Source organism: Catellatospora sp. NPDC049609 (genome assembly GCF_040675365.1).
Classification (GTDB): Bacteria; Actinomycetota; Actinomycetes; order Mycobacteriales; family Micromonosporaceae; genus Catellatospora.
Genome location: NZ_JBFAOU010000141.1, coordinates 1 through 21292 on the forward strand (window position 1 = coordinate 1; position 21292 = coordinate 21292).

General features: G+C 73.8%; 19 protein-coding genes and 1 pseudogene. 7 read left to right on the forward strand and 13 right to left on the reverse strand.

Annotated features, from left to right (window positions below; translation table 11 throughout):
* Window positions 1-129: 129 nt before the first annotated feature.
* From AB0J67_RS29455 to AB0J67_RS29470, 4 genes are all read right to left on the reverse strand, one after another.
* A complete protein-coding gene (locus AB0J67_RS29455; protein ID WP_363486878.1) occupies window positions 130-1368 on the reverse strand; it encodes a DUF6596 domain-containing protein in 1239 nt (412 codons plus the stop codon).
* Window positions 1365-1730 (reverse strand): YciI family protein, encoded by a 366-nt coding sequence (locus tag AB0J67_RS29460; protein ID WP_363486881.1) that lies wholly within the window; start codon window positions 1728-1730, stop codon window positions 1365-1367. Before AB0J67_RS29460 ends, AB0J67_RS29455 begins: the two co-directional genes overlap by 4 nt.
* A 124-nt stretch (window positions 1731-1854) precedes the next feature.
* Window positions 1855-2094 carry a GNAT family N-acetyltransferase gene (locus AB0J67_RS29465; RefSeq protein WP_363486883.1) on the reverse strand — a complete coding sequence of 80 codons (240 nt, stop codon included), beginning with the start codon at window positions 2092-2094 and terminating at the stop codon, window positions 1855-1857.
* 105 nt (window positions 2095-2199) lie between these two features.
* Window positions 2200-2928 carry a sulfite exporter TauE/SafE family protein gene (locus AB0J67_RS29470; protein ID WP_363486885.1) on the reverse strand — a complete coding sequence of 243 codons (729 nt, stop codon included), beginning with the start codon at window positions 2926-2928 and terminating at the stop codon, window positions 2200-2202.
* 126 nt (window positions 2929-3054) lie between these two features.
* Between AB0J67_RS29470 and AB0J67_RS29475 the strand changes: the two genes are divergently transcribed.
* Window positions 3055-3273: a hypothetical protein gene (locus AB0J67_RS29475; protein WP_363486887.1), complete on the forward strand. Its 219-nt coding sequence runs from the start codon at window positions 3055-3057 to the stop codon at window positions 3271-3273.
* Window positions 3274-3386: 113 nt separating this feature from the next.
* Here the strand turns inward: AB0J67_RS29475 and AB0J67_RS29480 are convergent, their stop codons facing one another.
* The 6 genes from AB0J67_RS29480 to AB0J67_RS29505 form a co-directional block, all read right to left on the reverse strand.
* Entirely contained in the window at window positions 3387-4823 is a 1437-nt protein-coding gene (locus tag AB0J67_RS29480; RefSeq protein ID WP_363486889.1) for a hypothetical protein, read from the reverse strand.
* Window positions 4804-5706 (reverse strand): aldehyde ferredoxin oxidoreductase C-terminal domain-containing protein, encoded by a 903-nt coding sequence (locus AB0J67_RS29485; RefSeq protein ID WP_363486891.1) that lies wholly within the window; start codon window positions 5704-5706, stop codon window positions 4804-4806. The genes AB0J67_RS29480 and AB0J67_RS29485 overlap by 20 nt, the downstream gene beginning before the upstream one ends.
* A complete protein-coding gene (locus AB0J67_RS29490) occupies window positions 5703-6704 on the reverse strand; it encodes an aldo/keto reductase (RefSeq protein ID WP_363486893.1) in 1002 nt (333 codons plus the stop codon). Before AB0J67_RS29490 ends, AB0J67_RS29485 begins: the two co-directional genes overlap by 4 nt.
* Window positions 6705-6726: 22 nt before the next feature.
* Window positions 6727-7272, reverse strand: coding sequence for an LUD domain-containing protein (locus tag AB0J67_RS29495; protein WP_363486895.1), 546 nt, complete (start codon window positions 7270-7272; stop codon window positions 6727-6729).
* Window positions 7262-8665, reverse strand: coding sequence for a lactate utilization protein B (locus tag AB0J67_RS29500; RefSeq protein ID WP_363486915.1), 1404 nt, complete (start codon window positions 8663-8665; stop codon window positions 7262-7264). The genes AB0J67_RS29495 and AB0J67_RS29500 overlap by 11 nt, the downstream gene beginning before the upstream one ends.
* A 136-nt stretch (window positions 8666-8801) precedes the next feature.
* Window positions 8802-9482 (reverse strand): (Fe-S)-binding protein, encoded by a 681-nt coding sequence (locus AB0J67_RS29505; RefSeq protein WP_363486897.1) that lies wholly within the window; start codon window positions 9480-9482, stop codon window positions 8802-8804.
* A gap of 120 nt (window positions 9483-9602) precedes the next feature.
* Here AB0J67_RS29505 and AB0J67_RS29510 point away from each other — a divergent pair, with 120 nt between their 5' ends.
* Window positions 9603-10910: an enolase C-terminal domain-like protein gene (locus AB0J67_RS29510; RefSeq protein ID WP_363486899.1), complete on the forward strand. Its 1308-nt coding sequence runs from the start codon at window positions 9603-9605 to the stop codon at window positions 10908-10910.
* Window positions 10903-11640 (forward strand): SDR family oxidoreductase, encoded by a 738-nt coding sequence (locus AB0J67_RS29515; protein ID WP_363486901.1) that lies wholly within the window; start codon window positions 10903-10905, stop codon window positions 11638-11640. The genes AB0J67_RS29510 and AB0J67_RS29515 overlap by 8 nt, the downstream gene beginning before the upstream one ends.
* 76 nt (window positions 11641-11716) lie before the next feature.
* Here AB0J67_RS29515 and AB0J67_RS29520 read toward each other — a convergent pair whose 3' ends face one another.
* The 3 genes from AB0J67_RS29520 to AB0J67_RS29530 all read right to left on the reverse strand — a co-directional run bounded on the left by AB0J67_RS29520 (window position 11717) and on the right by AB0J67_RS29530 (window position 15152).
* Window positions 11717-13270, reverse strand: coding sequence for an FG-GAP repeat protein (locus AB0J67_RS29520; RefSeq protein ID WP_363486903.1), 1554 nt, complete (start codon window positions 13268-13270; stop codon window positions 11717-11719).
* A 200-nt stretch (window positions 13271-13470) separates the two neighbouring features.
* On the reverse strand, window positions 13471-14313 hold the full coding sequence (locus AB0J67_RS29525) for a fumarylacetoacetate hydrolase family protein (protein WP_363486905.1): 843 nt from the start codon (window positions 14311-14313) through the stop codon (window positions 13471-13473).
* Window positions 14310-15152 (reverse strand): amidohydrolase family protein, encoded by an 843-nt coding sequence (locus AB0J67_RS29530; RefSeq protein ID WP_363486907.1) that lies wholly within the window; start codon window positions 15150-15152, stop codon window positions 14310-14312. Before AB0J67_RS29530 ends, AB0J67_RS29525 begins: the two co-directional genes overlap by 4 nt.
* Window positions 15153-15245: 93 nt before the next feature.
* On the opposite strand from AB0J67_RS29530, the gene AB0J67_RS29535 reads away from it, so the two are divergent.
* The 4 genes and pseudogenes from AB0J67_RS29535 to AB0J67_RS29550 form a co-directional block, all read left to right on the forward strand.
* Window positions 15246-15935, forward strand: coding sequence for a GntR family transcriptional regulator (locus AB0J67_RS29535; protein ID WP_363486909.1), 690 nt, complete (start codon window positions 15246-15248; stop codon window positions 15933-15935).
* Window positions 15936-16216: 281 nt separating this feature from the next.
* Window positions 16217-17548, forward strand: coding sequence for a CHAP domain-containing protein (locus tag AB0J67_RS29540; RefSeq protein ID WP_363486911.1), 1332 nt, complete (start codon window positions 16217-16219; stop codon window positions 17546-17548).
* A 215-nt stretch (window positions 17549-17763) separates the two neighbouring features.
* On the forward strand, window positions 17764-20733 hold the full coding sequence (locus AB0J67_RS29545) for a BTAD domain-containing putative transcriptional regulator (protein ID WP_363486913.1): 2970 nt from the start codon (window positions 17764-17766) through the stop codon (window positions 20731-20733).
* Between the two features lie 182 nt (window positions 20734-20915).
* Window positions 20916-21292: pseudogene (locus AB0J67_RS29550) on the forward strand (hypothetical protein); the annotation flags it as partial.

Genomic DNA, 21292 nt, shown 5'->3' on the forward strand with positions numbered 1-21292 from the left:
GATCCCGTCCAAGACCCGAGGTCAGTTGGGAAGAGGGTCAGACCGGACCGGGAGGACTCCCACACATCATCCTCACTGTTGGGAAGGGCACCTTCTACAACGCATGGCGTTAAGAAGGTGCCCTTCCTTTCAGGGGGTCAGGCGGGTGGCGCGGGTGGTGAGGTGGCGGCGTTCGGGCAGGCTGGTGGCGCGGGCGGCGGCGGCGCGGAAGGCGGCCGCGGCGGCGGGGTGGTCGCCGGCCTGTTCGAGCAGGTGGGCGCGGGTGGCCAGCAGGCGGTGGTGGTCGCGCACGCGGGTGTCGGCGTCGAGGGTGGACAGCAGGTCGAGGCCCGCCCGGGGGCCGATGACGTGGCCGACGGCGACGGCGCGGTTCATGGTCACCGCGGGGCTGGGGGCGACCTGCTCCAGCAGCTCGTACAGGGCGAGGATCTGCGGCCAGTCGGTGTCGGCCATGGCCGGCGACTCGTCGTGGACCGCGGCGATCGCCGCCTGCAGCTGGTAGGGGCCCACCTGCCCGCGCGGGAGCGCCTCGCTGACCAGGGCGACGCCCTCGGCGATGCGGGCCGCGTCCCAGCGTGAGCGGTCCTGCTCGGCCAGGGGCACCAGGCTGCCGTCGGGGGCGGTGCGGGCCGGGCGTCGGGCGTCGGTGAGCAGCATCAGCGCCAGCAGGCCCGCCACCTCGGCGTCGTCGGGCAGCAGCCGCCGCAGCCAGCGGGTCAGCCGGATCGCCTCGTCCGACAGTTGCGGCGCGGTCAGGTCGGGGCCGGTCGTGGCCGCGTACCCCTCGTTGAAGATCAGGTAGAGCACCTGGAGCACGGCCCGCAGCCGGGCATCGCGGTCGGCCGCGTCCGGCATGGCGAACGTGGCGCCCGCCGCCTGCACGCCCGCCTTGGCGCGGCTGATCCGCTGCGCCATCGTCGCCTGCGGCACCAGGAACGCCGCCGCGATCTGCTCGGTGCTCAGACCGCCCACCGCGCGCAGGGTCAGCGCGATCTGGCTCGGCGCGGACAGTGCCGGATGGCAGCACAGGAACAGCAGCGACAGCGAGTCGTCGGTGTCCGGCTCGGCGTCGGCGGGCGCGCCCAGCAGCGCCGACTGCGGCGTGGCCAGCCACTGCGCCTGCTCGCGCCGCCGCCGCGCGGTCTCGCTGCGCAGCTCGTCCAGCAGCCGGTGCGAGCCGACCGTGACCAGCCAGCCGCGCGGGTTGTCCGGCAGCCCGTCGACCGTCCACTTCTGCGCGGCGGTCAGCAGCGCCTCCTGCACCGCGTCCTCGCACGCGTCGAACATGCCGTACCGGCGCACCAGCGCGCCGAGGACCTGCGGCGCCAGCTCGCGCAGCAGCTCCTCGACGCGCCGGCCGTCGATCACAGCTCGTTGCCCGGTGCCTCGTGCAGGATCGGCCACAGCTCGACCGGGTCCTTGTCCGTCCAGGGCATGTCGGCCGCGATCTCCTCGGCCCGCTGCTGGCTCTCGCAGTCGAGCAGGTAGAAGCTCGCGATGTACTCCTTGGTCTCCAGGTAGGGCCCGTCGGTCACCGCGGGCAGGCCCTCCACGCGCCGCACCAGCTTCGCCGCGGCCGCGTCGGCCAGCCCGTACGCGCCGAGCAGCTCGCCGGTCTCCTTGTACTTCACGTTCCAGGCGTCCTGCTTGGCGATCTCCGCGGGGAAATCCTCCGCCGGGATCGAGGCCCACTTCTCCTGGTTGCCGTAGATCATCAGCAGGTACTTCATCTCGGTCTTCCCTCCGGTCCGGCGGGCCCCGTCGGCCCCCTTCACCTCACGGACGGAGCCGCCGCAGCCGGTTCGACATCCGCCCGGAGAAATCCTCCAAGATTTTTTCCGGTACGCCGGGACGTCAGCTCCCGCGCAGGTCGTAGCGCCAGTCGTGGCTGCGCATGAGGCTGCCCGGCGGGTACTCGAACTCGGTCTCGCCGAGCAGCGCGAAGCCCGCCTTGCGGCAGATCGCGTTCGACGCCGCGTTGTCCACGCCGGGGTACGCGTGCAGCCAGCGGTGCCGCCCGTCGGCCCGCGCCGCCTCGATCACCGCCCGTGCCGCCGCCACCGCGACGCCCCGCCCCTGGAACTCGGGCAGCACGCTCCAGGGCGGGGGCGGGGGGCATGATCGCTGATTCCGGTCCGGATGTGCGGTCAGACTGTGGTTTCTGACCCGAAACAGCGATCTCCGCCCGCAGAGCGGCGGTCACGACAGGCCGGTGGCGGCGTTGGCCAGGGCGGCGACCGAGCTGACCACCAGGGCGCCGAGGACGACCTTGCGGAAGGCGCCCGCGTCGAACCCGGCGAACAGCCGGTTGCCCAGCCAGCCGCCCAGCGCCGCGGCGGGCAGGCCGATCGCGGCGACCAGCATCGCCCGCGGCGTGAGCAGCCCGGTCAGCGCGAACCCGACCACCGCGATCGGCGACACCGTCACGAACAGCAGCGCCAGTGTCGCCCGGAACGACCTCGGCTCCAGGCGCATCGCCTGCAGCGCCGCCACCAGCGGCGGGCCGTTCGTCGCGGTGGCCGTGGTGAGCAGCCCGGACAGCAGGCCGGCGCCGCGTACGGTCCAGCCGCCGGGCGAGATCTGCCAGCCCCGCCACACGACCACCGTGCAGCCGAGCGTCACCAGGGCGATCGTGGCGACGAGCGCGCTGCTCGGCAGCAGCCGCAACGCCGCCAGGCCCAGCGGCATGCCGAGCAGCACCGACAGCAGCAGCCGGCGCGACGTGGACAGGTCGATGTGCCGCCGGTGGGCGTACGCGGTGACCCCGTTCATGCACAGGCTGACCATCGTCGCCGCCACCACGGCCGGCTGGGGGCCGACGCCCATCGCCAGCAGCGGCACAGCCACGAGCGAGAAGCCGAAGCCCGACACCGCCTGGGCGAACGCCGCCAGGACGATCACCGCGAAGGCGAACAGGAACAGGGTCACGGGCGGTCACCGTACCCGTACCCCCACCCCGGGCACGCACCCTGTGAACAGAATGTGAACCAGTCCGCTCCCGTACGCACCGAAAATCGGAGGAGAGCGACGGCGATCGCTGTTACCGTCGCCGCCATGACAACGCTGGTTCAGGTCGACCTGAGATCCGGAAACCGGATGCTGACGTGCTGGGTGGAGCCCAAGGTCAGAGTCGGTGACCGGATCACGCTGAAGGACTCCGAGGAGCCCGGCCGCTGCTGGGACGTGCTGCGCGTCGGCGAGCGCCGCGAGTCCACGGAGATCAAGCGGGGCTGGAACTTCGACCACAAGCGCGGCTCGCGCGCCACCGCCTGACCGCGCCACCCGGCTCGGCCGCCGTGCGGGGCGCGGGCGGTGCCCACGAAACCGGTCAGGATCCGCGGTACGAGCGCGGATCCTGACCGGTTTCTGCGATCATGCGGCCGGCGTCAGCTGCGCCGGGCGGTGTAGCTCTTGGCGCCGTTGGGTGCGGCGGTGTCCGGGTCCGTGCCGTTGACGCGCTGGTTGCGGCCCCGCTTGCGGCGCTTGTTCGAGCCGCCGTGGAAGTGCTCCTCCGGCACGGCCACCTCCTCGTCGACCGGCCCGTCGCCGCGCATGTCCGCCCGTCCCGGCCCGGCCTGCGCGTCGCGCGCCTGGTCCCCGTCCCCCGCACTCGTCGCGGGCTCGCCGGTCTCCGGCTCGGCCTTGGGCGTCGGGTCACCGTCACGCAACGTGGTCTTCGGCTCGGCGGCCTTCACCTTCTCCCCCGCCGGCATCGTCACCCGCGCGGCGGAGGCCGGCTCCGCCGCTGCGGCATCAGCCGCCTTGGCCGGAACAGCCTTGCCCCCCGCGGCGACCGCCTTCGACCCCTCCGGCGAGGTGGACTTCACCGCCACACCATCGACCGGCTGCGTCACCTCCGGCCGGGCGCTCTTGGCAGCCGTGCGGTCGCCCGGCTCCGTCAGCTCCGGCCGGGCCGGCTTGGCGACCGTGCGGTCCACCGGCCGCGTCATCTCCGGCCGGGCGGGCTTGGTGACCGTGCGGTCCACCGGCTTCGTCGCCTCCGGCTGGGCGGGCTCGGGTGCGTGATCGACCTGCTCTGTCGTCTCCGACCGGGCGGGCTTCGCTGCTGGGCGGTCCACCGGCTTCGTCGGCTCTGACGGGACGGGCTTCACCGCTACGCCGTCGATCCGCTTCGGGTTGTCGGCCGGTTGGGGCTCCGCAGTCCCCGGCGTCGTTCCCATCCGCAGGTCAGGGGCCGCCGTCGTCTTGCGCTCGGCGGACGCCCGTGCCGAGTCCCCCACGGAGATCGGGGCCGTCGCGACGGCGACGGGTTCGGGCGCCGGTGCAGGCTGCACGCCGTGCACGGGCGGTGGTGCGAGCTTCGTCGGGGGCTTCGTCCTCGTCGCGGACGTCGCGGCGGCGGCCCGGCCGGCGGCGACGCGGGCGGCGGAGCGCTCGGCGTCGTCCTGCTTGCGGCGATGGGCCAGCGCGACCTGGTAGTCCCGTTTGGCGGCGTACGCCTCGTCCTCGACCTGCTGGCGGATGGCGCGGGCCTCCTCGTACGCCTTGCGCAGCACGTCGAAGGCGGTCCGCCGCAGCGTCTCCGCCTCCTTCTCCGCCATCCGGATGATCGCCTGCACCCGGGGCCCGACGCTGGCCAGCGGGCGTGCCTCGGCGAGTTCGGAGGTCAGTTTGGAGATTTCGATCCGCGCGGCGCCGAGCTGGTTCTCCGCCACGGACAGTCGCTGGATCTCGGCGGCGAGCCGGCGCATGCGGCGGGAGGTGTCCTCGACGTAGGCGTCAACCTGGTCCATCGAGTATCCCCACAGCGCGGTTGAGAACATGTCCTCACTGCGCACCTGGTCAGGGGCGGTACGAGCCATGCAGTAAGCCTAGGCAGCGACGCGGCCCCGACGCGTGGATTCGCCCGATTGCGGCGGTCCGATCAGGCGTGTTTCTCCGGCCGATCCAGATCATGCGCGATTCCCGCAGCGGTCGTGCCGCAATCCGCACACGGCCCGCCCGGCGACCGCGCCACGGCCCGCCCGGCGACCAGCCTGCCGGCGACCGCGCGACGACACGGCCGGCGACCGTGTCACGGCGCGGGTCACGACCAGTGGTCGTGACCCGCGTGGCGGCCGTGAACAGCGCCCGGTCCAGCACCGCGCCCGGGTGCGCGCCCGCGGCCACCGGCTCGTCGAAGAACCGGTCCGGCAGCGTGCCCGGCGCGACCCGGAGCAGGTCGTTGAGCGCCTGCTGGGCACGCAGCCGGGCGCGGCCGAGCGCGAACAGCCGCTCCGGCGTGACCGGCCGGCCGGATGTGGCGCCGACCAGCTCGCAGACCCGGTCCAGGGTCAGCGGCCTGGTCGGGGTGCTGGCGTACGGGCAGATCAGCAGCGCGTCGAGGCCGCTCCACAGGTCGGCCAGGCGCAGGGTGCGCGCGACGTCCAGGGTGGACGCGGGCGCGGGCACGGACAGCCCGAGCGGGTGACCCGGCTGCGCGGCGCGTTCCACGAGCTCGACCAGCAGGCCGGCGGCGCCGGACAGCGGCGACACGCCGACGGCGGCGCAGCGGGCGGTGGCGACCGCGCCGAGCCCGGCGACGGTGCCGGTCACCAGCGCGACGGGCAGCCGGTGATCGGCTGGCCCGACGGCCGTGGGCAGCGCGCGGCGCAGCGTCGCCAGGGCCTGCATCGGCCCGCCCCAGCCCACCACCGGCTCGGGGGACTGGCCGCCGGTGTCCAGGTCGACGTGCAGGTGGGTCATGCCGAGGCGGGCACGGGGGCGTCGGGGCGTAGCAGGCCCTCGGCGACGAGGTCGGCCCACAGCTGCGCGGGCGGGGCGGGGCGGGCGAACAGCTCGGCGCTGGACGTGACGTGGCCGGGCTTGCCCGCGCCGACGACCACGGACGCCACAGCCGGGTGCGCGGCGGCGAACGCGAGCGCGGCCTGCGGCAGCGTGACGCCGTGGCGGCGGCAGGCGGTGGCGATGCCCTGCGCGCGGGCCAGGATGTCGGCGGGCGCGGTGCCGTACTCGTACGGGCGGGTCTCGTCCGGCCACTCGACGGCCAGCAGGCCGCTGTTGAAGACGCCCACGTTCAGCACGCTGATGCCGCGCTCGGCGCACGCGGGCAGGATGTCGTCGAGCGCGGGCTGCTCCAGCAGCGTGTACCGGCCGGCGATCATGAGGGCGTCCACGTCGGTCTCGGTGGCGAACCGGGCCAGGACGCCGAGGTCCTTGGAGCCGACGCCGATCGCGCCGACGGCGCCCTCCCGGCGCAGCGCGTCCAGCGCCGGGTACGCCTCGCGCAGCGCGCGCCCGGGCTCCGGGCTCTCGTCCGGGTCGTGCAGCAGCACGATGTCGATCCGGTCCAGGCCGAGCCGGGCCAGGCTGTCGCCGACGCTGCGGCGTACGCCGTCGGCGCTGAAGTCCCACACCCGCCGGCGCGTGGCGGGCACCGCGAACCCGTTGTCCAGGTCGGAGCCGGTGCCGCCCGGGTCGTCGACGAGGATCCGGCCGACCTTGCTGGACAGCGTGTACTCCGCGCGCGGGTACGCCGCCAGGGCCCGGCCCAGCCGCCGCTCGGACAGGCCGAGCCCGTAGTGCGGGGCGGTGTCGAAGTAGCGGATGCCGGCCTGCCAGGCGGCCTCGACGGTCGCGGCGGCCTGCTCGTCGGGCACGGCCCGGTAGAGGTTGCCGATGGAAGCCGCGCCGAAGCCGAGCGGGCTGACCGCGACGGCGGAGCCGCCGAGCGGGTGCGTCATGGGAGGTGCCTTCCTCGATCGGTCAGTGGACGCGGACGATGTCGAGACGGCGCGGCCCGTGCACGCCCTCGACCCGGTCGAGCTCGATGTCGCTGGTCGCCGACGGCCCGGAGATCATCGTCAGGGGACGGGCGGGATCGGGCAGCGCGGCGATCATGTCGGGCACGTCGGCGACGATCTGCGCGTCGCGTACCACGCAGACGTGATGGTCCGGGACCAGGGTCAGCAGCCGCCGGCCCTGCCCGGCCCCGGCGTCGAGCACGATGGTGCCGGTCTCGGCGACCGCCACCGCGCACCCGGTCAGCACCGACACGCCGGGCGCGTCGAGCTCGGCCGCGGTCAGCAGCCGCACCTGCGCGGCGCCGGGCACCGGCGCCGCGTCGCGCAGCAGCGGCGCGGCCAGGTCGGCGGTCCACGGCTCCGGCACGCCCGGCGGGAGGACCACCCGGGACGCGTCCACGAGCAGCCGGGCCAGCACCTGCGGCAGCTCCGCCTCGGTGCAGTGGTGGATCCCGGCGCGGTAGTCGCCCGCCCGCTGCGCGAACAGTTCCGGCAGGTCAGGATTCATGAGTACGCCTCCACCAGTCACGGAACGACTCGGCCGCGGGCAGCGGGGCGTCGCGGTGGCGCGTCCACGCCGACAGCGGCCAGGGGGCCCGGCGCAGCGTGCCGCCCCGGCGGCGGGTCAGCGCGCGCAGCGGCGCGGCGCCGGAGCGGGCGGCCCGCAGCGCGCGGCGCCAGCGGCGGCGGTCGCGCATCACCCAGCTCAGGGTGGCCATCGCGGCGCGCTCGGCGGCCGGTTTCGGGCCGGTCTGGCGCAGGTGCACCAGGATCTCCGGGATATTGATCTTCACGGGGCAGACGTCGTAGCAGGCGCCGCAGAGCGTCGAGGCGTACGGCAGGGTGCGGTTGAAGCCCGCGTCCTGCCCGGTCAGCTGCGGCGACAGGATCGCGCCGATCGGTCCGGGATAGACCGAGCCGTACGCGTGCCCGCCCGCGCGCTCGTACACCGGGCACACGTTGAGGCAGGCCGAGCAGCGGATGCAGCGCAGCGCCGCACGGCCGACCGGGTCGGCCGCCACGCTGGTGCGCCCGTTGTCCAGCAGCACGATGTGCAACTGCTGCGGCCCGTCGCCGGGGGTGACCCCGGTGAAGATCGAGGTGTACGGGTTCATCCGCTCGCCCGTCGACGAGCGCGGCAGCAGCCGCAGGAAGTCGCCCAGGTCGGCGAAGCGGGGCAGCAGCTTCTCCACCCCGACGACGGCGATCAGCGTCTGCGGCAGGGTCAGGCACATCCGCCCGTTGCCCTCCGACTCGACGACGACCAGCGAGCCGGTCTCCGCGATCGCGAAGTTGGCCCCGCACACCGCCACCGTCGCGGCGAGGAAGGTGCGCCGCAGGTACTCCCGCGCCGCCCCGGCCAGCACCGCGGGCTCGTCGGAGTCGGCGCTGAACCCGGGCATGCGCCGGGCGAACAGCTCGCGGATCTGGCCCCGGTTGTAGTGGATCGCCGGGACCAGGATGTGCGAGGGCGTGTCGTCGGCGAGCTGCACGATCAGCTCGGCGAGGTCCGTCTCGATCGGGGCGATGCCCGCCGCTTCGAGGGCCTCGTTGAGCCCGATCTCCTGGGTCGCCATCGACTTGATCTTCACGACGCGGTCGGCCCGCTGCGCCTGCACCAGCCGCGTGACGATCGCGTTGGCGTGCGCGGCGTCGACCGCCCGGTGCACGGTCGCGCCCGCCGCCCCCGCCGCCCGCTCGAACTGCTGCAGCAGCTCGGGCAGCCGGTCGATGACGTCGTCCTTGACCGCGGCGGCCCGCTCGCGCAGCTCCTCCCAGTCCGGCACCTCGGCCACGACCCGCGCCCGCTTGTCCCGGATGGTCCGCGTCGCCCGCCCGAGGTTCGCCCGCAGCCGCGCGTCCCCGAGCTCGCGCCGCGCCGCCGCCGGAAACGGCGTCATCGCCACGATCGGCAGCTCCCGGCTCACCGCGTACCCCCGTCAAGATCGCGACGATCTTGCGCGAACTGTTGCCCCTTTGCCCGGAAGGTGCGTGTCGCACCCGCAGTCCACGCAAGATCGGCGCGGGGTGGGCGGGTCATGAGAGGGCTCCCGTCGCGGCGAGGATCTCGGCGTAGTGGATCGGTTTGGGGGCGCCGGGGTGGCGGGCCAGGGTGCCGCCGAGGTGGGCCAGGCAGGAGTTGTCGGCGGCGGCGAGGTAGTCGGCGCCGGTGGCGGCGGCGTGGCGGCACTTGTCGGCGGCCATGGCGGCGGAGACGTCGGCGTTCTTGAGGGCGAAGGTGCCGCCGAAGCCGCAGCACTGGTCGGGTTCGGGCAGGTCGACCAGGTCCAGGTCCTTGACCGCGCGCAGCAGGGTGGTGGGGCGGTCGGCCAGGCGGAGCAGGCGCAGGCCGTGGCAGGTGGGGTGGTAGGTGACGCGGTGGGGGAAGACGGCGCCGACGTCGGTCACGCCGAGCACATCCATGAGCAGTTCGGACAGCTCGTAGACGGGCAGGGCGGTGTGGGCGCGCAGGTGGGCGACGCAGGAGCCGGAGGGGGAGACGATCACGTCGTGGCCGGCGAAGGCGGCCTCGGTCAGGCGTTCCAGGTCGCGGGCGGCGGCGGCGTAGCCGGTGTTGGCGTGCAGCTGGCCGCAGCAGGACTGGGCGGTGGGAAACGACACGGTGTGGCCGAGGCGTTCCAGGACCGTCACCGTCGCGATCCCGGCCCGCGGGAACAGCGCGTCGTTGAGGCACGTGACGAACAGGGCGATGCGCATGCGGGCGGTCCCCCTCTCTGGACGGTGTCTTGCTCTTGGGGCTAGATCCTATAGGATCCATGATGTAGCCGGAAGGAGCAACCACATGCCGACCCGTCACCACCCATCCCGGGGCGTGCGATGAAAGTCATCGATCTGCGCGTACGCGACATCCGCTTCCCCACCTCCCGCAGCCTCGACGGCTCCGACGCGATGAACCCCGACCCCGACTACTCGGCCGCCTACGTCGAGCTCATCACCGACGGGGACACCGACGGGCACGGTTTCACCTTCACCATCGGCCGCGGCAACGACGTCTGCGCCGCGGCCATCGCAGCACTTGCTCGATATGTGGTGGGATGCGAGATCGACACCCTGGACCTCGGCGAGTTCAGCCGCCGGCTCACGCACGACTCGCAGCTGCGCTGGCTCGGGCCGGAGAAGGGGGTCATGCACCTGGCCGCCGGGGCCGTCATCAACGCCGCCTGGGACCTGGCCGCGCGCCGGGCCGGGCTGCCGCTGTGGCGCTACCTGACCGGCCTGTCCCCCGAGGCCGTGGTGGACTGCGTGGACTGGCGCTACCTCACCGACGCGCTGACCCCGCAGGCCGCGCGCGACCTGCTCGCCGACCGGGTGCCCGGCCGCGCCGCCCGCACCGAGGAGCTGCTCGCCGCCGGCTACCCGGCGTACACCACCTCGGCGGGCTGGCTCGGCTACGACGACGCGAAGGTGACCCGCCGCGCGCTGCGCGCCCAGGCCGACGGCTTCGCCATGGTGAAGCTCAAGGTCGGCGCCGATCTCGCCGACGACCTGCGCCGGTTCACCGCCGCGCGGGACGCGCTCGGCCCGGACTTCCCGATCGGCATCGACGCCAACCAGCGGTGGGGCGTCGGCGAGGCGATCGACTGGGTGTCGGCGCTCGGCCACCTGGACCCGTACTGGATCGAGGAGCCGACCAGCCCCGACGAGATCCTCGGCCACGCCGCGATCCGCGCCGGGCTGGCCCAGGCCGGACCCGGCGGCACCCCGATCCGGGTCGCCACCGGCGAGCACGTGCACAACCGCATCATGTTCAAGCAGCTGCTGCAGGCCGACGCGGTGGACGTGGTGCAGGTCGACTCCGCCCGCGTCGCCGGCGTCAACGAGAACCTGGCGATCCTGCTGCTGGCCGCCGCGTACGGCAAGCCGGTCTGCCCGCACGCGGGCGGCGTCGGCCTGTGCGAGCTGGTGCAGCACCTGTCATTCTTCGACTACACCTCGGTGTCGGCGACCATGACCGGCCGCATGATCGAGTACGTGGACCACCTGCACGAGCACTTCGCCGACCCGGTGCGCATCGTCAACGGCCGCTACGCCGCCCCGACCGCGCCCGGCTTCTCGGCCCGCATGCGCGACGAGTCGCTCACCCGCTACGCCTTCCCCGACGGTCCGGAGTGGAAAGATGACTGAGTACGCAGGCCTGGTCGCCGCCGTCACCGGTGGCGCGTCGGGCATCGGGGCCGCCGTCGCGGCCGTGCTCGCCGAGCGGGGCGCGGCGGTGGCGATCCTCGACCGTGCGCCCGGCGAGGGCGGGCCGCACCTGGCGGTGACCGCCGACGTCACCGCGCCGCTGGACGACGCGATGGCCCGGGTCGTCGCCTCGCTGGGCAGCCTCGACATCCTCGTCAACTGCGCCGGGATCAGCGCCGTCGGCACCGTCGAGCAGGCCGACGACGAGGAGTGGCACCGCTGCCTCGACGTCAACGTGGTCGGCATCGCGCGCGCCAGCCGCGCCGCACTGCCGTACCTGCGCGGCTCCAAGCACGGCGTGATCGTCAACATCTCCTCGATCGCGGCGGGCGCCGGGCTGGTGAACCGGGCCGTCTACTCCGCGACCAAGGGCGCCGTGCACGCGCTGACCCTGGCCATGGCCGCCGACCTGGTCGGCGAGGGCATCCGGGTCGTCTGCGTGGCACCGGGCACCGTGGACACCCCGTGGGTGGCCCGCCTGCTGGCCGGCGCGGCCGACCCGGCCGAGGAGAAGCGCAGGCTGGCCGCCCGCCAGCCCACCGGACGGCTGGTCACCGCGGACGAGGTCGCCGAGGCGGTGGCCTACCTGGCCTCGCCGCGCTCCGGCGCGACCACCGGCACCTCGCTCGCCGTCGACGGCGGCATGAGCGGCCTGCGCCTGGTCCGCTGACCCGCCCACCAACCGGGCAGAGCCCCGTTCGCGCCGTGGAGGCAGCGCGAACGGAGCCCTGCTCGTGGGCGGAGCGCTACGACCTGCCGAAGCGCTGCAGCACGACGTCGGTCGGCGTCTGGACGTAGTGAGCCGGGGTCTGCTCGCCGAACTGCTGCCCGGCGGGGACGCCCTGGAAGATCCAGAGCGCGCCGTTCTGCGGCAGCGTGCCGCCCGACGCACCCGGCTGCCCGACGATCAGGTCGCCCTGGTTGTCGTCGTGCCAGCGGTCGATCACGGTCAGCCACCGGCCGAACTCGCCGCCCGGCTGCGAACCCAGGCCGATCGAGGACAGGCTGAGCTGCGTGCTGCCCGCCCCGAGCACGGCCGCGCCCGGCACGATCGCGATCACACCCGCGTCGGGCTGCGCCGCGATGTCCTCCCCCGGCGCGCCGATGGCCAGGTCGAACGGCGCGGTGCCGTCGATCTCACCGAACGCGACGGCCGACCCGAAACGGTCGCCCGCGGTCGGGGTGCCCGGGATGCCGGGGGTGCTGCCCTGGCCGAGCAGCTGCCGGCTGGTCGCGGCGATGCCGCCGGGCCGGCCGTCGAGCACGACCACGGCACCGGCCGCGACCTTGCCCTTGACGTCGCTGTCCGGCGTGCCGGCGATGACCTCGGCGAGGCCGTCCCCGGTGACGTCGGCGGCGAGCAGCTGCGTGCCGAAGCCGTGCACCGTCACGTTCGCGGTGGACACCTCGGCACCGGTGACCACGTCGGCCCCGGTGGTGACCAGGCCGGTGTCCGAGCCGGGCAGCAGCAGCACGTTGCCGCCCCCGACCGCGGAGCCGATCGCGAGGTCGCCGTTGCCGTCACCGGTGACGTCGCCGATGGCCAGCGCCCGCCCGAAGTTCTCGGCCGGCCCGGCGGGCTCGCCCGGCACGCCGGCCAGGCTGGTGTGGAAGCGCTGCGCGCCGGTGGCGGTCAGGCCGTCCGCGGAGCCGTAGAGCACGGTCGCCGCGCCCTCGCCCGGGTACGCCCCCGACTGCTCGCCGGGGGCGCCGATCGCGAGATCGGCGTACCCGTCGCCGGTGATGTCGCCGAGCGCCAGGGCCGCGCCGAAGCCGTCGCCCGCGTTGCCCCCGCCCGGCACCCCCTCGGTGTTCTGCTCCCAGTAGGTGCTGGACGAGATGTTGAGCCCGGCCTGGAATCCGGGCACCACCCAGACGGCGCCCGCGCCCGCGGCGTGGCCCGGCATGCCGAGCACCAGGTCGTCGAAGCCGTCGTGGTCGAGGTCGCCCGTGGCGACCGCCTCGATCGAGTCCTTGCCGGCCGGGCCGTAGAAGACGCAGCGCTGGCCGGTGAGCCGCACGACCACCAGCCGGTTGCCGGTGACCTGGTTGGTGCCGAAGCTGACGATGTCCTCGGCGCGGTCGCCGTCGAAGTCGGACCGGGTGTGCCCGCGCCCGCCGATGCCGTGCACGGGCAGCGGCACGTCACAGGCCATCCGCAGCTCGTTGACGTGGTCGCGTGCGGAGTAGATCGAGGCGTACCCGATGGCCGCCGCGGCCGGCGTCACCGTGCCGAGCTGTGCCGCGACCAGCGCGGCGATGGTGCCCGCCGCACCCGCGGCGATTCTCGTCGATCTCATATGGCCCCCGCCTGTCGTAGAGGAGAAGCTGATCGATCGAGCCTATGCACGTGCGTGAGCGGCCACCGTCCGTGAATGTGTCACATGGCCGACGCGGAAACCCGCTGTTCACAGGGGCTTCCACGCATTCTGGGCCGATGTGGACGGAGGCGGTGCGGCACGCCGCCGGCCGCACCGCCTCCGGGCTCATTTCGGCCGGGTCAGGCCTGGCCCATGACGACCCGCTGGCGGCCCAGCCCGTCGATCTCGACCTCGACCACGTCGCCCTGGGCGAGGTACGGGAACCGCCCGGACAGGCCGACGCCCTGCGGCGTGCCGGTGTTGATCACGTCACCCGGGTCCAGCACCGTGTACTGCGACAGGTGCCAGACCAGGTACGCCACGTTGAAGATCATGTCCTTGGTGGTCGAGTCCTGCCGGACCTCGCCGTTGACCCACGAGCGCAGCCCGAGGCCCTGCACGTCGGCGATCTCATCCGGGGTGACCAGCCACGGCCCCAGCGGCTGGAACGTCTCGCACGACTTGCCCTTGGACCACTGCCCGCCCGACTGGTGCAGCTGGAAGTCGCGCTCCGACACGTCGTTGGACAGCACGTACCCGGCGACGTGTGCCAGGGCCTGCGCCGGGGAGTCCAGGTAGCGGGCGCGCCGGCCGATGACCACCGCGAGCTCGACCTCCCAGTCCGTGGTGGTGGAGCCGCGCGGGATCAGCACCTCGTCGTACGGCCCGACGACGCTGTTCGGGGCCTTGTAGAACACGATCGGGGTGGTCGGCGGCTGCGCGCCCGACTCGGCGGCGTGCGCCGCGTAGTTCTGCCCCACGCACAGCACCACGCCGGGCCGGGCCACCGGGGCGCCCACGCGCTGCCCGGCGACGTCGAGCTCGGGCAGCCCGGCCGCGGCCGCGCGGACCCGGTCGATCCCGCCGGAGGCGAGGAACGCGCCGTCGATGTCGGCGGTGATCCCGGACAGGTCGTAGTGGCGACCGCCGGACAGCAGCACCGGCTTCTCCGCGCCGGGTGCACCGACCCGCATGAACTTCATCGGTTGATCTCCAGATCGTAGGTGTGGACCGCGGTGCCGCCCTCGACGGCGGCCCGCTCCGACGGTGACAGCCCCGCCAGGCACTCGGTGACCGCGGCCATCGCGTCGGCGTACGTGGCGACCAGCTCGCACACCGGCCAGTCCGAACCGACCATGAGGCGGTCGGGCCCGAACAGCTCCAGCGCGGTCTCCACGAACGGCGCGATCGCCTCGACCGTCCAGCCCGGACCGGCCTCGGTGAGCAGCCCGGACAGTTTGGCGGTGGCGTTGTCGCAGACGGCCAGCGGGGCGAGCGCGTCCCGCCAGTCGCGCAGCCCGTCCGCGGTGATCTGCGGCTTGCCCAGGTGGTCGAGGACGAACATGGTGTTGGGCACGGCGGCGACCGCCGCGGCGCAGGCGGGCAGCTGGTCGGCGCGCACGACCAGGTCGAAGGCGAGCCCGGCGGAGCCGATCGCGCGCAGCGCGCCGCGGACGTCCGGGCGGGCCAGGTGGCCGGGGTCGGTCACGGCCTGCACCTGGTCGCGGATGCCCACCAGCAGGTCCCCGCCCGGCCCGGCGAGCAGCGCGGCGATGGTGCCGGGCAGGTCGGGGTCGGTCAGCGAGGCCCAGCCGACCACCCCGGCGATCTCGGGGGTCCGCTCGGCCAGGGCGAGGAACCGCTCGGTCTCCTCGACGCGGCACTGCCCGGCCTCCACCAGCACGGTCGCGTCCACCTTCGCGGTCGGCAGCTCGCGGCGCAGATCGTCGACGGTGTAGTCGCGGCGCAGCCGCTCCAGGCCGGGCTCGGCCAGCCAGGCGTAGTCGGCGGTCCACAGGTGGTGATGCGCGTCGATCCGCACGTGGCTGCCTCTCCATCGGGATCATAGATCCTATATCATCGTCGTATCGGTAAGGTGTACTCGCTCACGACGGCGACAGTCAAGGGGTGAAAGATGGTCACACCACCCATCTCCGGCCGGGTCCGGCCCGCTCAGCGGCTCACGCTGACTGACGACGTCTACGAGTCCATGAAGACGCTGATCATGGAACACGCCATCGCCCCCGGCGAGCGGGTCAGCATCGACGGCCTCGCCCGCAGCCTGGAGGTCTCCCCCACCCCGGTGCGCGAGGCGCTCGCCCGGCTGGAGTCCGACGGCCTGGTCCGCAAGCGCGCCATGTCCGGCTACACCACCACCCCGCTGCTCACCCGCACCGAGTTCGACGAGCTGTTCGAGATGCGGCTGCTGCTGGAGCCCGCCGCCGCCCGCCGCGCCGCCGTGCACGCCGACGCCGAGCAGCGCCGCCGGGTCAAGGACGAGGCCGCGGCCACCGTCGGCGTCGAAGCGGGCGACGGATACCGCCGGCACGCCGCGTTCACCGCGCTCGACGCGAAGTTCCACGACCTGATCGCGGAGACCTCCGGCAGCGGGCTGCTGCGCGAGTCGATCATCCGGCTGCACTCCCACCTGCACCTGCACCGGCTGTACTTCCCCTCCGCCGGCACCGGCGACACCGCCGGGGAGCACAAGCGCATCGCGGCCGCCATCGCCAAGGGCGACGCGGACGGCGCCGCCGCGGCCATGCACCACCACCTCACCTCGGCCCGCGACCGCCACCTGCCGGGCTTCGACACGTCCCGCTGACATCGGGCTGTAACGCGCTCCGACGCGACCATCCACATCTGACACCGACCCGCCCCGCAGCAACCGCTGCGGGGCGTCGCCGTGCATGTCCACCTGCGGAAACGCTGCCGCCTGTGGACCGGCGGACCGGGCCGGAGGCGCTGTAACTGCTCTTGCGCCCGCGTTACAGCAGCACTCCATCGCGAGTCGCGAATCTCTTCACGTCGGGCAGGGAGCCCGGCACGGAGCACCGGAAAGTCCTCAGGACCACACCGGGGCACCATCCAGAAGGGATCACGGGGATGACTCGCACCACTCTGCGCCGCTTCACCACCACCATCGCTGCCCTGGCCATCGCGCTGACCGGCGTCGCCGTCAGCCAGGCGCCGGCCCAGGCCGCCCCGACCACCAGCTCCATCGTGTCCATCGCGCAGCGGGAGCTCAACGACGGCTCGCGCAACTACGAGGTCGGCACCAACTGCAGCTACTACGGCGGCCAGATGTTCGGCTGGCCGGCCTGTGGCGGCAAGGCCGGCTGGGGCGGCGGCGGCACCGCGTACGCCTGGTGCGCCGCCTTCGCGAAGTACGTGTGGCGGGAAGGCGGGGTGACCTCGTACCTCGGGGAGATCACCGGGATGGCCCAGTCGTTCAAGACCTACGGCCAGAAGCACGGCACCTGGCACGCCCGCGGCTCGTACGTGCCGCAGCCCGGTGACGCGGTGGTCTTCGACTGGGACCGCAACCCCAGCGACGCGTACCCGATCGACCACGTCGGCATCGTCACCTCCGTGTCGGGCGGCACGCTGTACACCATCGAGGGCAACACCGGCGACGCCGTCATGGCCCGCTCGTACTCCAGCTTCAGCAGCAACCCCGACATCATCGGCTTCACCCGGGCGGTCGGGGTGAGCGGAGGCGTCGACGGCTCGGCCTCGATCTACGGCACGACCGACGACGGGCGGCTCACGTACACGGTGGTCGACGTCGCGACCGGCCAGCGCACCCACGGTGCGAAGGTGTCCACGGCCACCCTCGGCTTCACGCCGAAGGCGATGGCAACGCTGAACTTCAACACGATCCTCATCACCTCCACCGAGGGCCGCCTCTACCGCGTCGACGTCGTGACCAACAACCTCGAGCTGGTGTTCAACACCCCGGTCGACCTCGGCGGCGGCTGGACGCACGACCTGCTGGCCTACGACGGCAACGGCAACCTGTTCGGCATCGCCGACGGCACGCTGCGCCGCTACGACATCACCGCGACCAAGCCGGCCGCCGCGAACATCACCAACAACACGGTCATCGACAACGGCTTCACCCTCAAGACCCTCACCTCCACCGGCGCGGACTGGATTCTCGGCACCACCAGCGGCGGCGCGCTCATCTCCTACCACATCAACGGCGCCGGCGACTGGACCAGCAGCACGCTGCGCTCCTCGACCTGGCAGGTGTTCGACGCGCTGCTCTCCCCCGGCGCCGGGGTGTACTTCGCCCACAAGGACACCGACTCCCTCTTCCGGTACGTCGACACCAACCCCTACGACGGCAGCGGCTCCGACATCAGCGGCGCGACCACGGTCGACGCCTCGGGCTGGACCCAGGTCCTGCTCTCGGCCCAGCCGGACGCACTGTGACCCGCCAGCCGACGCGATAGCAGGAGCCGTGCCGGTCCTCGAACCGAACTGAATCACCGGCTCACCCGCTGACCGCGGCGCTTCACCTCCCCCGGTGAAGCGCCGCGGTCCTTCGTGCTGAGGACTCCGCGCGCCCCCGCCCGTGTCCACTCGGCCGATTCCGGGTGGGCCGTCCGGCTCGATAGTCTGGGCCAGACCTGATCATGGGGGGCCCAGTGGAGTTCAAGCTGCTCGGACCGGTGGAAGTCTGGTCCGGTGGACAGCCCGTGCCACTCGGCGGCGCCAAGCCGAAGGCCCTGCTCGCCGCGCTGGCGCTGGAGCTGTCGCACGTCGTACCGGTCACCCGGCTCATCGACATCGTCTGGGGCGAGGACCCCCCGGACACCGGCCGCGCGCTGATCCAGACGTACGTCAAGAACCTCCGCAAGTCCATGGCCGACGCCGGGATGCCCGAGGTCATCGTCACCGCCCCGCCCGGCTACCTGCTGCGTACGCCGCCCGAGGCGGTCGACGTCAACGTCTTCGGCGCGCTGCTGGATCGGGCCCGCCAGTCCCCGCCCACCGAAGCGATCGAGTTCTACCGGCAGGCCGAGGCGCTGTGGCGCGGCTCGGCGCTGGCGGGCCTGGAGGACACGCCCCTGGTCGGCGAGGCGACCCGGCTCAACGAGCGGCGGCTGGCCGCCATCGAGGAGCGCGTCGCGGCCGAGGTGGCGCTGGGGCGGGCCGACCTCGCCGAGCTGACCGGCCTGGTCGGCCGGCACCCCACCGACGAGCGCTTCCGCGGCCACCTGATGGTCACCCTCTACCGGATGGGCCGCCAGGCGGACGCGCTGGCGTCCTTCCGCGAGTGCCGCGACCTGCTCATCGACGAGCTGGGCGTGGAGCCGGGCGCCGAGCTGAACGCGCTGCACGCGGCCATCCTGCGCGGTGACCTCGCCGCGGCCGCGGAAAGCGCCGCTCCCGCGCGCGTGCCGAGCCAGCTGCCCCCGGTGCCCGCCGACTTCACCGGGCGCGCCCACGAGCTGGACGAGCTGGCCCGGCCCGGGGCGATGGTCCGGGTCATCACCGGCCAGGGCGGCAGCGGCAAGTCGGCCCTGCTGGCCCGGGCCGCCCGCGAGCTGGCCCCGTCCTACCCGGACGGGCAGCTGCACGCCGACCTGCGCGGCATGAGCGACTCCCCCGCCGAGCCGGGTGACATCCTGGCCCGTTTCCTGCGCGCGCTCGGCGTCGCCGACGAGCAGATCCCCGACGACCTGGGCGAGCGCGGCCAGCTCTACCGGTCGGTGGCCGGGCCGCGCCGCCTGCTGATCCTGCTCGACGACGCGCGCAACGCCGCGCAGGTCCGGCCGTTGCTGCCGGGCAGCCCGAACTGCCTGCTGCTGGTGACCTCCCGGGACCGGCTCGGCGGCCTGGAGGGCGCCGCCGTCACGGAGATCGGCACCCTGGACGACGCCGAGGCGATGGACCTGCTGACCCGCATCGTCGGCACGGAGCGGGTCGCCGCCGACACCGCGGCGGCCGGGCGGATCCTCGCCCACTGCGGCAACCTGCCGCTGGCGATCCGGCTGGCCGGGGCGAAGCTGCTGTCGCGGCAGCGCTGGCCGCTGAGCCTGCTCGCCGACCGGCTCGGCGACGAGAGCCGGCGGCTGTCCGAGCTGTCCGCGGGCGACCTGTGCGTGCGGGCGAGCATCGAGCTGAGCCATCAGGGCCTGGACCCGCGGGAGTCGGCGATGCTGGGCCGGCTGGGTTTCCTGGGCCTGCCGGACTTCTCCACCTGGGTGGCGAGCTGGCTGCTGGACGTCCCCAAGGCGTACGCCGACGGCCTGGTCGAGGCGCTCGTCGACGCGCAGCTCGTCGAGTACGTCGGCGTGGACGCCTTCGGCAGCCTGCGCTACCGCATGCACGACCTGGTGCGCCTCTACGCCCGGGAGCGGGCCGAGCGGGACCAGCCGCGCCAGGAGCTGGTCGACGCGGTGGCCCGCACCATCGGCGGCTGGCTGTCGCTGATCGACAACCTGGGTGCCGCCGCCCCGCCCGAGGACGTGAGCTGGCGGTACACGCTCAACGACACGTACCGGCCGTCGGAGCAGATGGCGGCGCGGGCGTCGGCCGACCCGGGCGACTGGTTCGCGGCCGAGCAGCTGTCGCTGACCGCGGGCGTGGAGCGCGCCGCCGCGCTGGGCCTGCACGAGCTGGTCTGCGAGGTCGCCTCGGCCCGCTACGCCGCCGTGACGTCGGGCACCAACCGCTTCGAGGTGAGCAACCGGATCAACCACGCCGCGCTGGACGCGGCGCGGGCCGCGGGCGACGTGCGGCGCGAGGCGGTGATGCTCGCCGAGCACGGCAAGCTGCGCTACTACCAGGACCGGTACGTGGAGGCGCGGCACTACTACACCGAGGCGCTGACGAAGTTCCGCGAGGTCGGCGACCTGCAGGGGGAGGCCGCGACGCTGGCCGGGCTGGGCACCGCCTGCCGCGAGCCGGGGCACCTGGTGGAGGCGCTGCACTTCCTGGAGCAGGCGTGCACGCTGCTGCGCGACCTCGACGACCGGGCCGGGCTGGCGTACGCGCTGCGCATGGCGGGCTCGGTGCACCTGGAGCTGGGCGACTACGAGCGGGCCCGGGCCACCCTGGACGAGTCGCTGCACGCCTACCGCGACACCGGCAACGAGCGGGGCGAGGGCTTCACCCTGCGCACCCTCGGCCTCTACCACCGGGCGCGGGGTGAGTACGCCGAGGCGGTCGACATGTGCGAGCGGGCGGCGCAGGTCTTCCGCAAACTCGGCGACGAGCACATGGAGTCGTACGCCGTGCGCTCGCTGGCCAAGGCGCGGCTGCGCATGGGCGCCTCCACCCAGGTGCTGGAGCAGCTGGAGTGGGCGCTGTCCACGTGCCAGAGCCTCGGCGACCGGTTCGGGCAGGCGGCCGGGCTGCGCGCGCTGGGCGAGGCGCACCTGGAGTTCGGTCACCCCGACCTGGCCGAGAGTTTCCTGCGGGCCGCGTTCGACATCTTCGACTCCGACGACACGGTCCTGTGGGCGGCCCGGGTCCAGCGGGACCTGGCCCGGGTCTACGCCGCACGGGGCGACGAGGCCGCCGCCGCCGAGGCGCGGGAGCAGGCGCTGCGTGTCTTCGCCGACCACGGCGCCCGCGAGCATGCGGAGCTGCTCGCCGGTGGCCGGTAGCGCTGATCTACTCGGCGGCCGTCCCGCGTGCTGAGCCGGTCGGCGGCCGGCCCGCGCATGCGGAGCTGCGGCGGCTGACCAGCGTCGCTACAGAGGATTTCCAGCGCGTGGTTCCACGATGCGTCATGGAGCCGGTCCGCCCTGCGACGGCGCCGGTCATCGCCGCATCGAGAGGCACCGCCATGTCCGAGATCGTCCTGCTGTCCGACCCGGCAGTCGCCGCCGTGCCCGTCACCGAGTGCGGCGAGCCGCTGGTCGACCTGCGTACCGTGCGGGCGCTGCGGATGGACCACCGGCTCGCCGACCCCGCCGGCGCGTACGCGCAGGTCCGCCGTGGGGTCGCCGACCGGCTCGTCAACGCGCAGACCCTGCTGCCGGCCGGGATACGGCTGCTGGTGCTGGAGGGCCACCGGCCGCTCGCCACGCAGCAGCGCCTGTTCGCGGCGGCGGTGGCCCGGCTGCGCGGCGAGCACCCCGACGCGGACGGCGACTGGCTGTCCCTGGGTGACCAGCAGACCGTCGAAGCGGTGGCTGCCCGCCGGGGCGGTGAGCAGCGCGC

Excerpts from the sequence above, each read along its gene's own strand:
- AB0J67_RS29460 (WP_363486881.1), bottom strand. The coding sequence starts at position 1,730 with ATGAAGTACCTGCTGATGATCTACGGCAACCAGGAGAAGTGGGCCTCG.
- AB0J67_RS29475 (WP_363486887.1), top strand. The coding sequence starts at position 3,055 with ATGACAACGCTGGTTCAGGTCGACCTGAGATCCGGAAACCGGATGCTG.
- AB0J67_RS29480 (WP_363486889.1), bottom strand. The coding sequence starts at position 4,823 with ATGGCTCGTACCGCCCCTGACCAGGTGCGCAGTGAGGACATGTTCTCA.
- AB0J67_RS29485 (WP_363486891.1), bottom strand. The coding sequence starts at position 5,706 with ATGACCCACCTGCACGTCGACCTGGACACCGGCGGCCAGTCCCCCGAG.
- AB0J67_RS29490 (WP_363486893.1), bottom strand. The coding sequence starts at position 6,704 with ATGACGCACCCGCTCGGCGGCTCCGCCGTCGCGGTCAGCCCGCTCGGC.
- AB0J67_RS29495 (WP_363486895.1), bottom strand. The coding sequence starts at position 7,272 with ATGAATCCTGACCTGCCGGAACTGTTCGCGCAGCGGGCGGGCGACTAC.
- AB0J67_RS29500 (WP_363486915.1), bottom strand. The coding sequence starts at position 8,665 with ATGACGCCGTTTCCGGCGGCGGCGCGGCGCGAGCTCGGGGACGCGCGG.
- AB0J67_RS29505 (WP_363486897.1), bottom strand. The coding sequence starts at position 9,482 with ATGCGCATCGCCCTGTTCGTCACGTGCCTCAACGACGCGCTGTTCCCG.
- AB0J67_RS29510 (WP_363486899.1), top strand. The coding sequence starts at position 9,603 with ATGAAAGTCATCGATCTGCGCGTACGCGACATCCGCTTCCCCACCTCC.
- AB0J67_RS29515 (WP_363486901.1), top strand. The coding sequence starts at position 10,903 with ATGACTGAGTACGCAGGCCTGGTCGCCGCCGTCACCGGTGGCGCGTCG.
- AB0J67_RS29520 (WP_363486903.1), bottom strand. The coding sequence starts at position 13,270 with ATGAGATCGACGAGAATCGCCGCGGGTGCGGCGGGCACCATCGCCGCG.
- AB0J67_RS29525 (WP_363486905.1), bottom strand. The coding sequence starts at position 14,313 with ATGAAGTTCATGCGGGTCGGTGCACCCGGCGCGGAGAAGCCGGTGCTG.
- AB0J67_RS29535 (WP_363486909.1), top strand. The coding sequence starts at position 15,246 with ATGGTCACACCACCCATCTCCGGCCGGGTCCGGCCCGCTCAGCGGCTC.
- AB0J67_RS29540 (WP_363486911.1), top strand. The coding sequence starts at position 16,217 with ATGACTCGCACCACTCTGCGCCGCTTCACCACCACCATCGCTGCCCTG.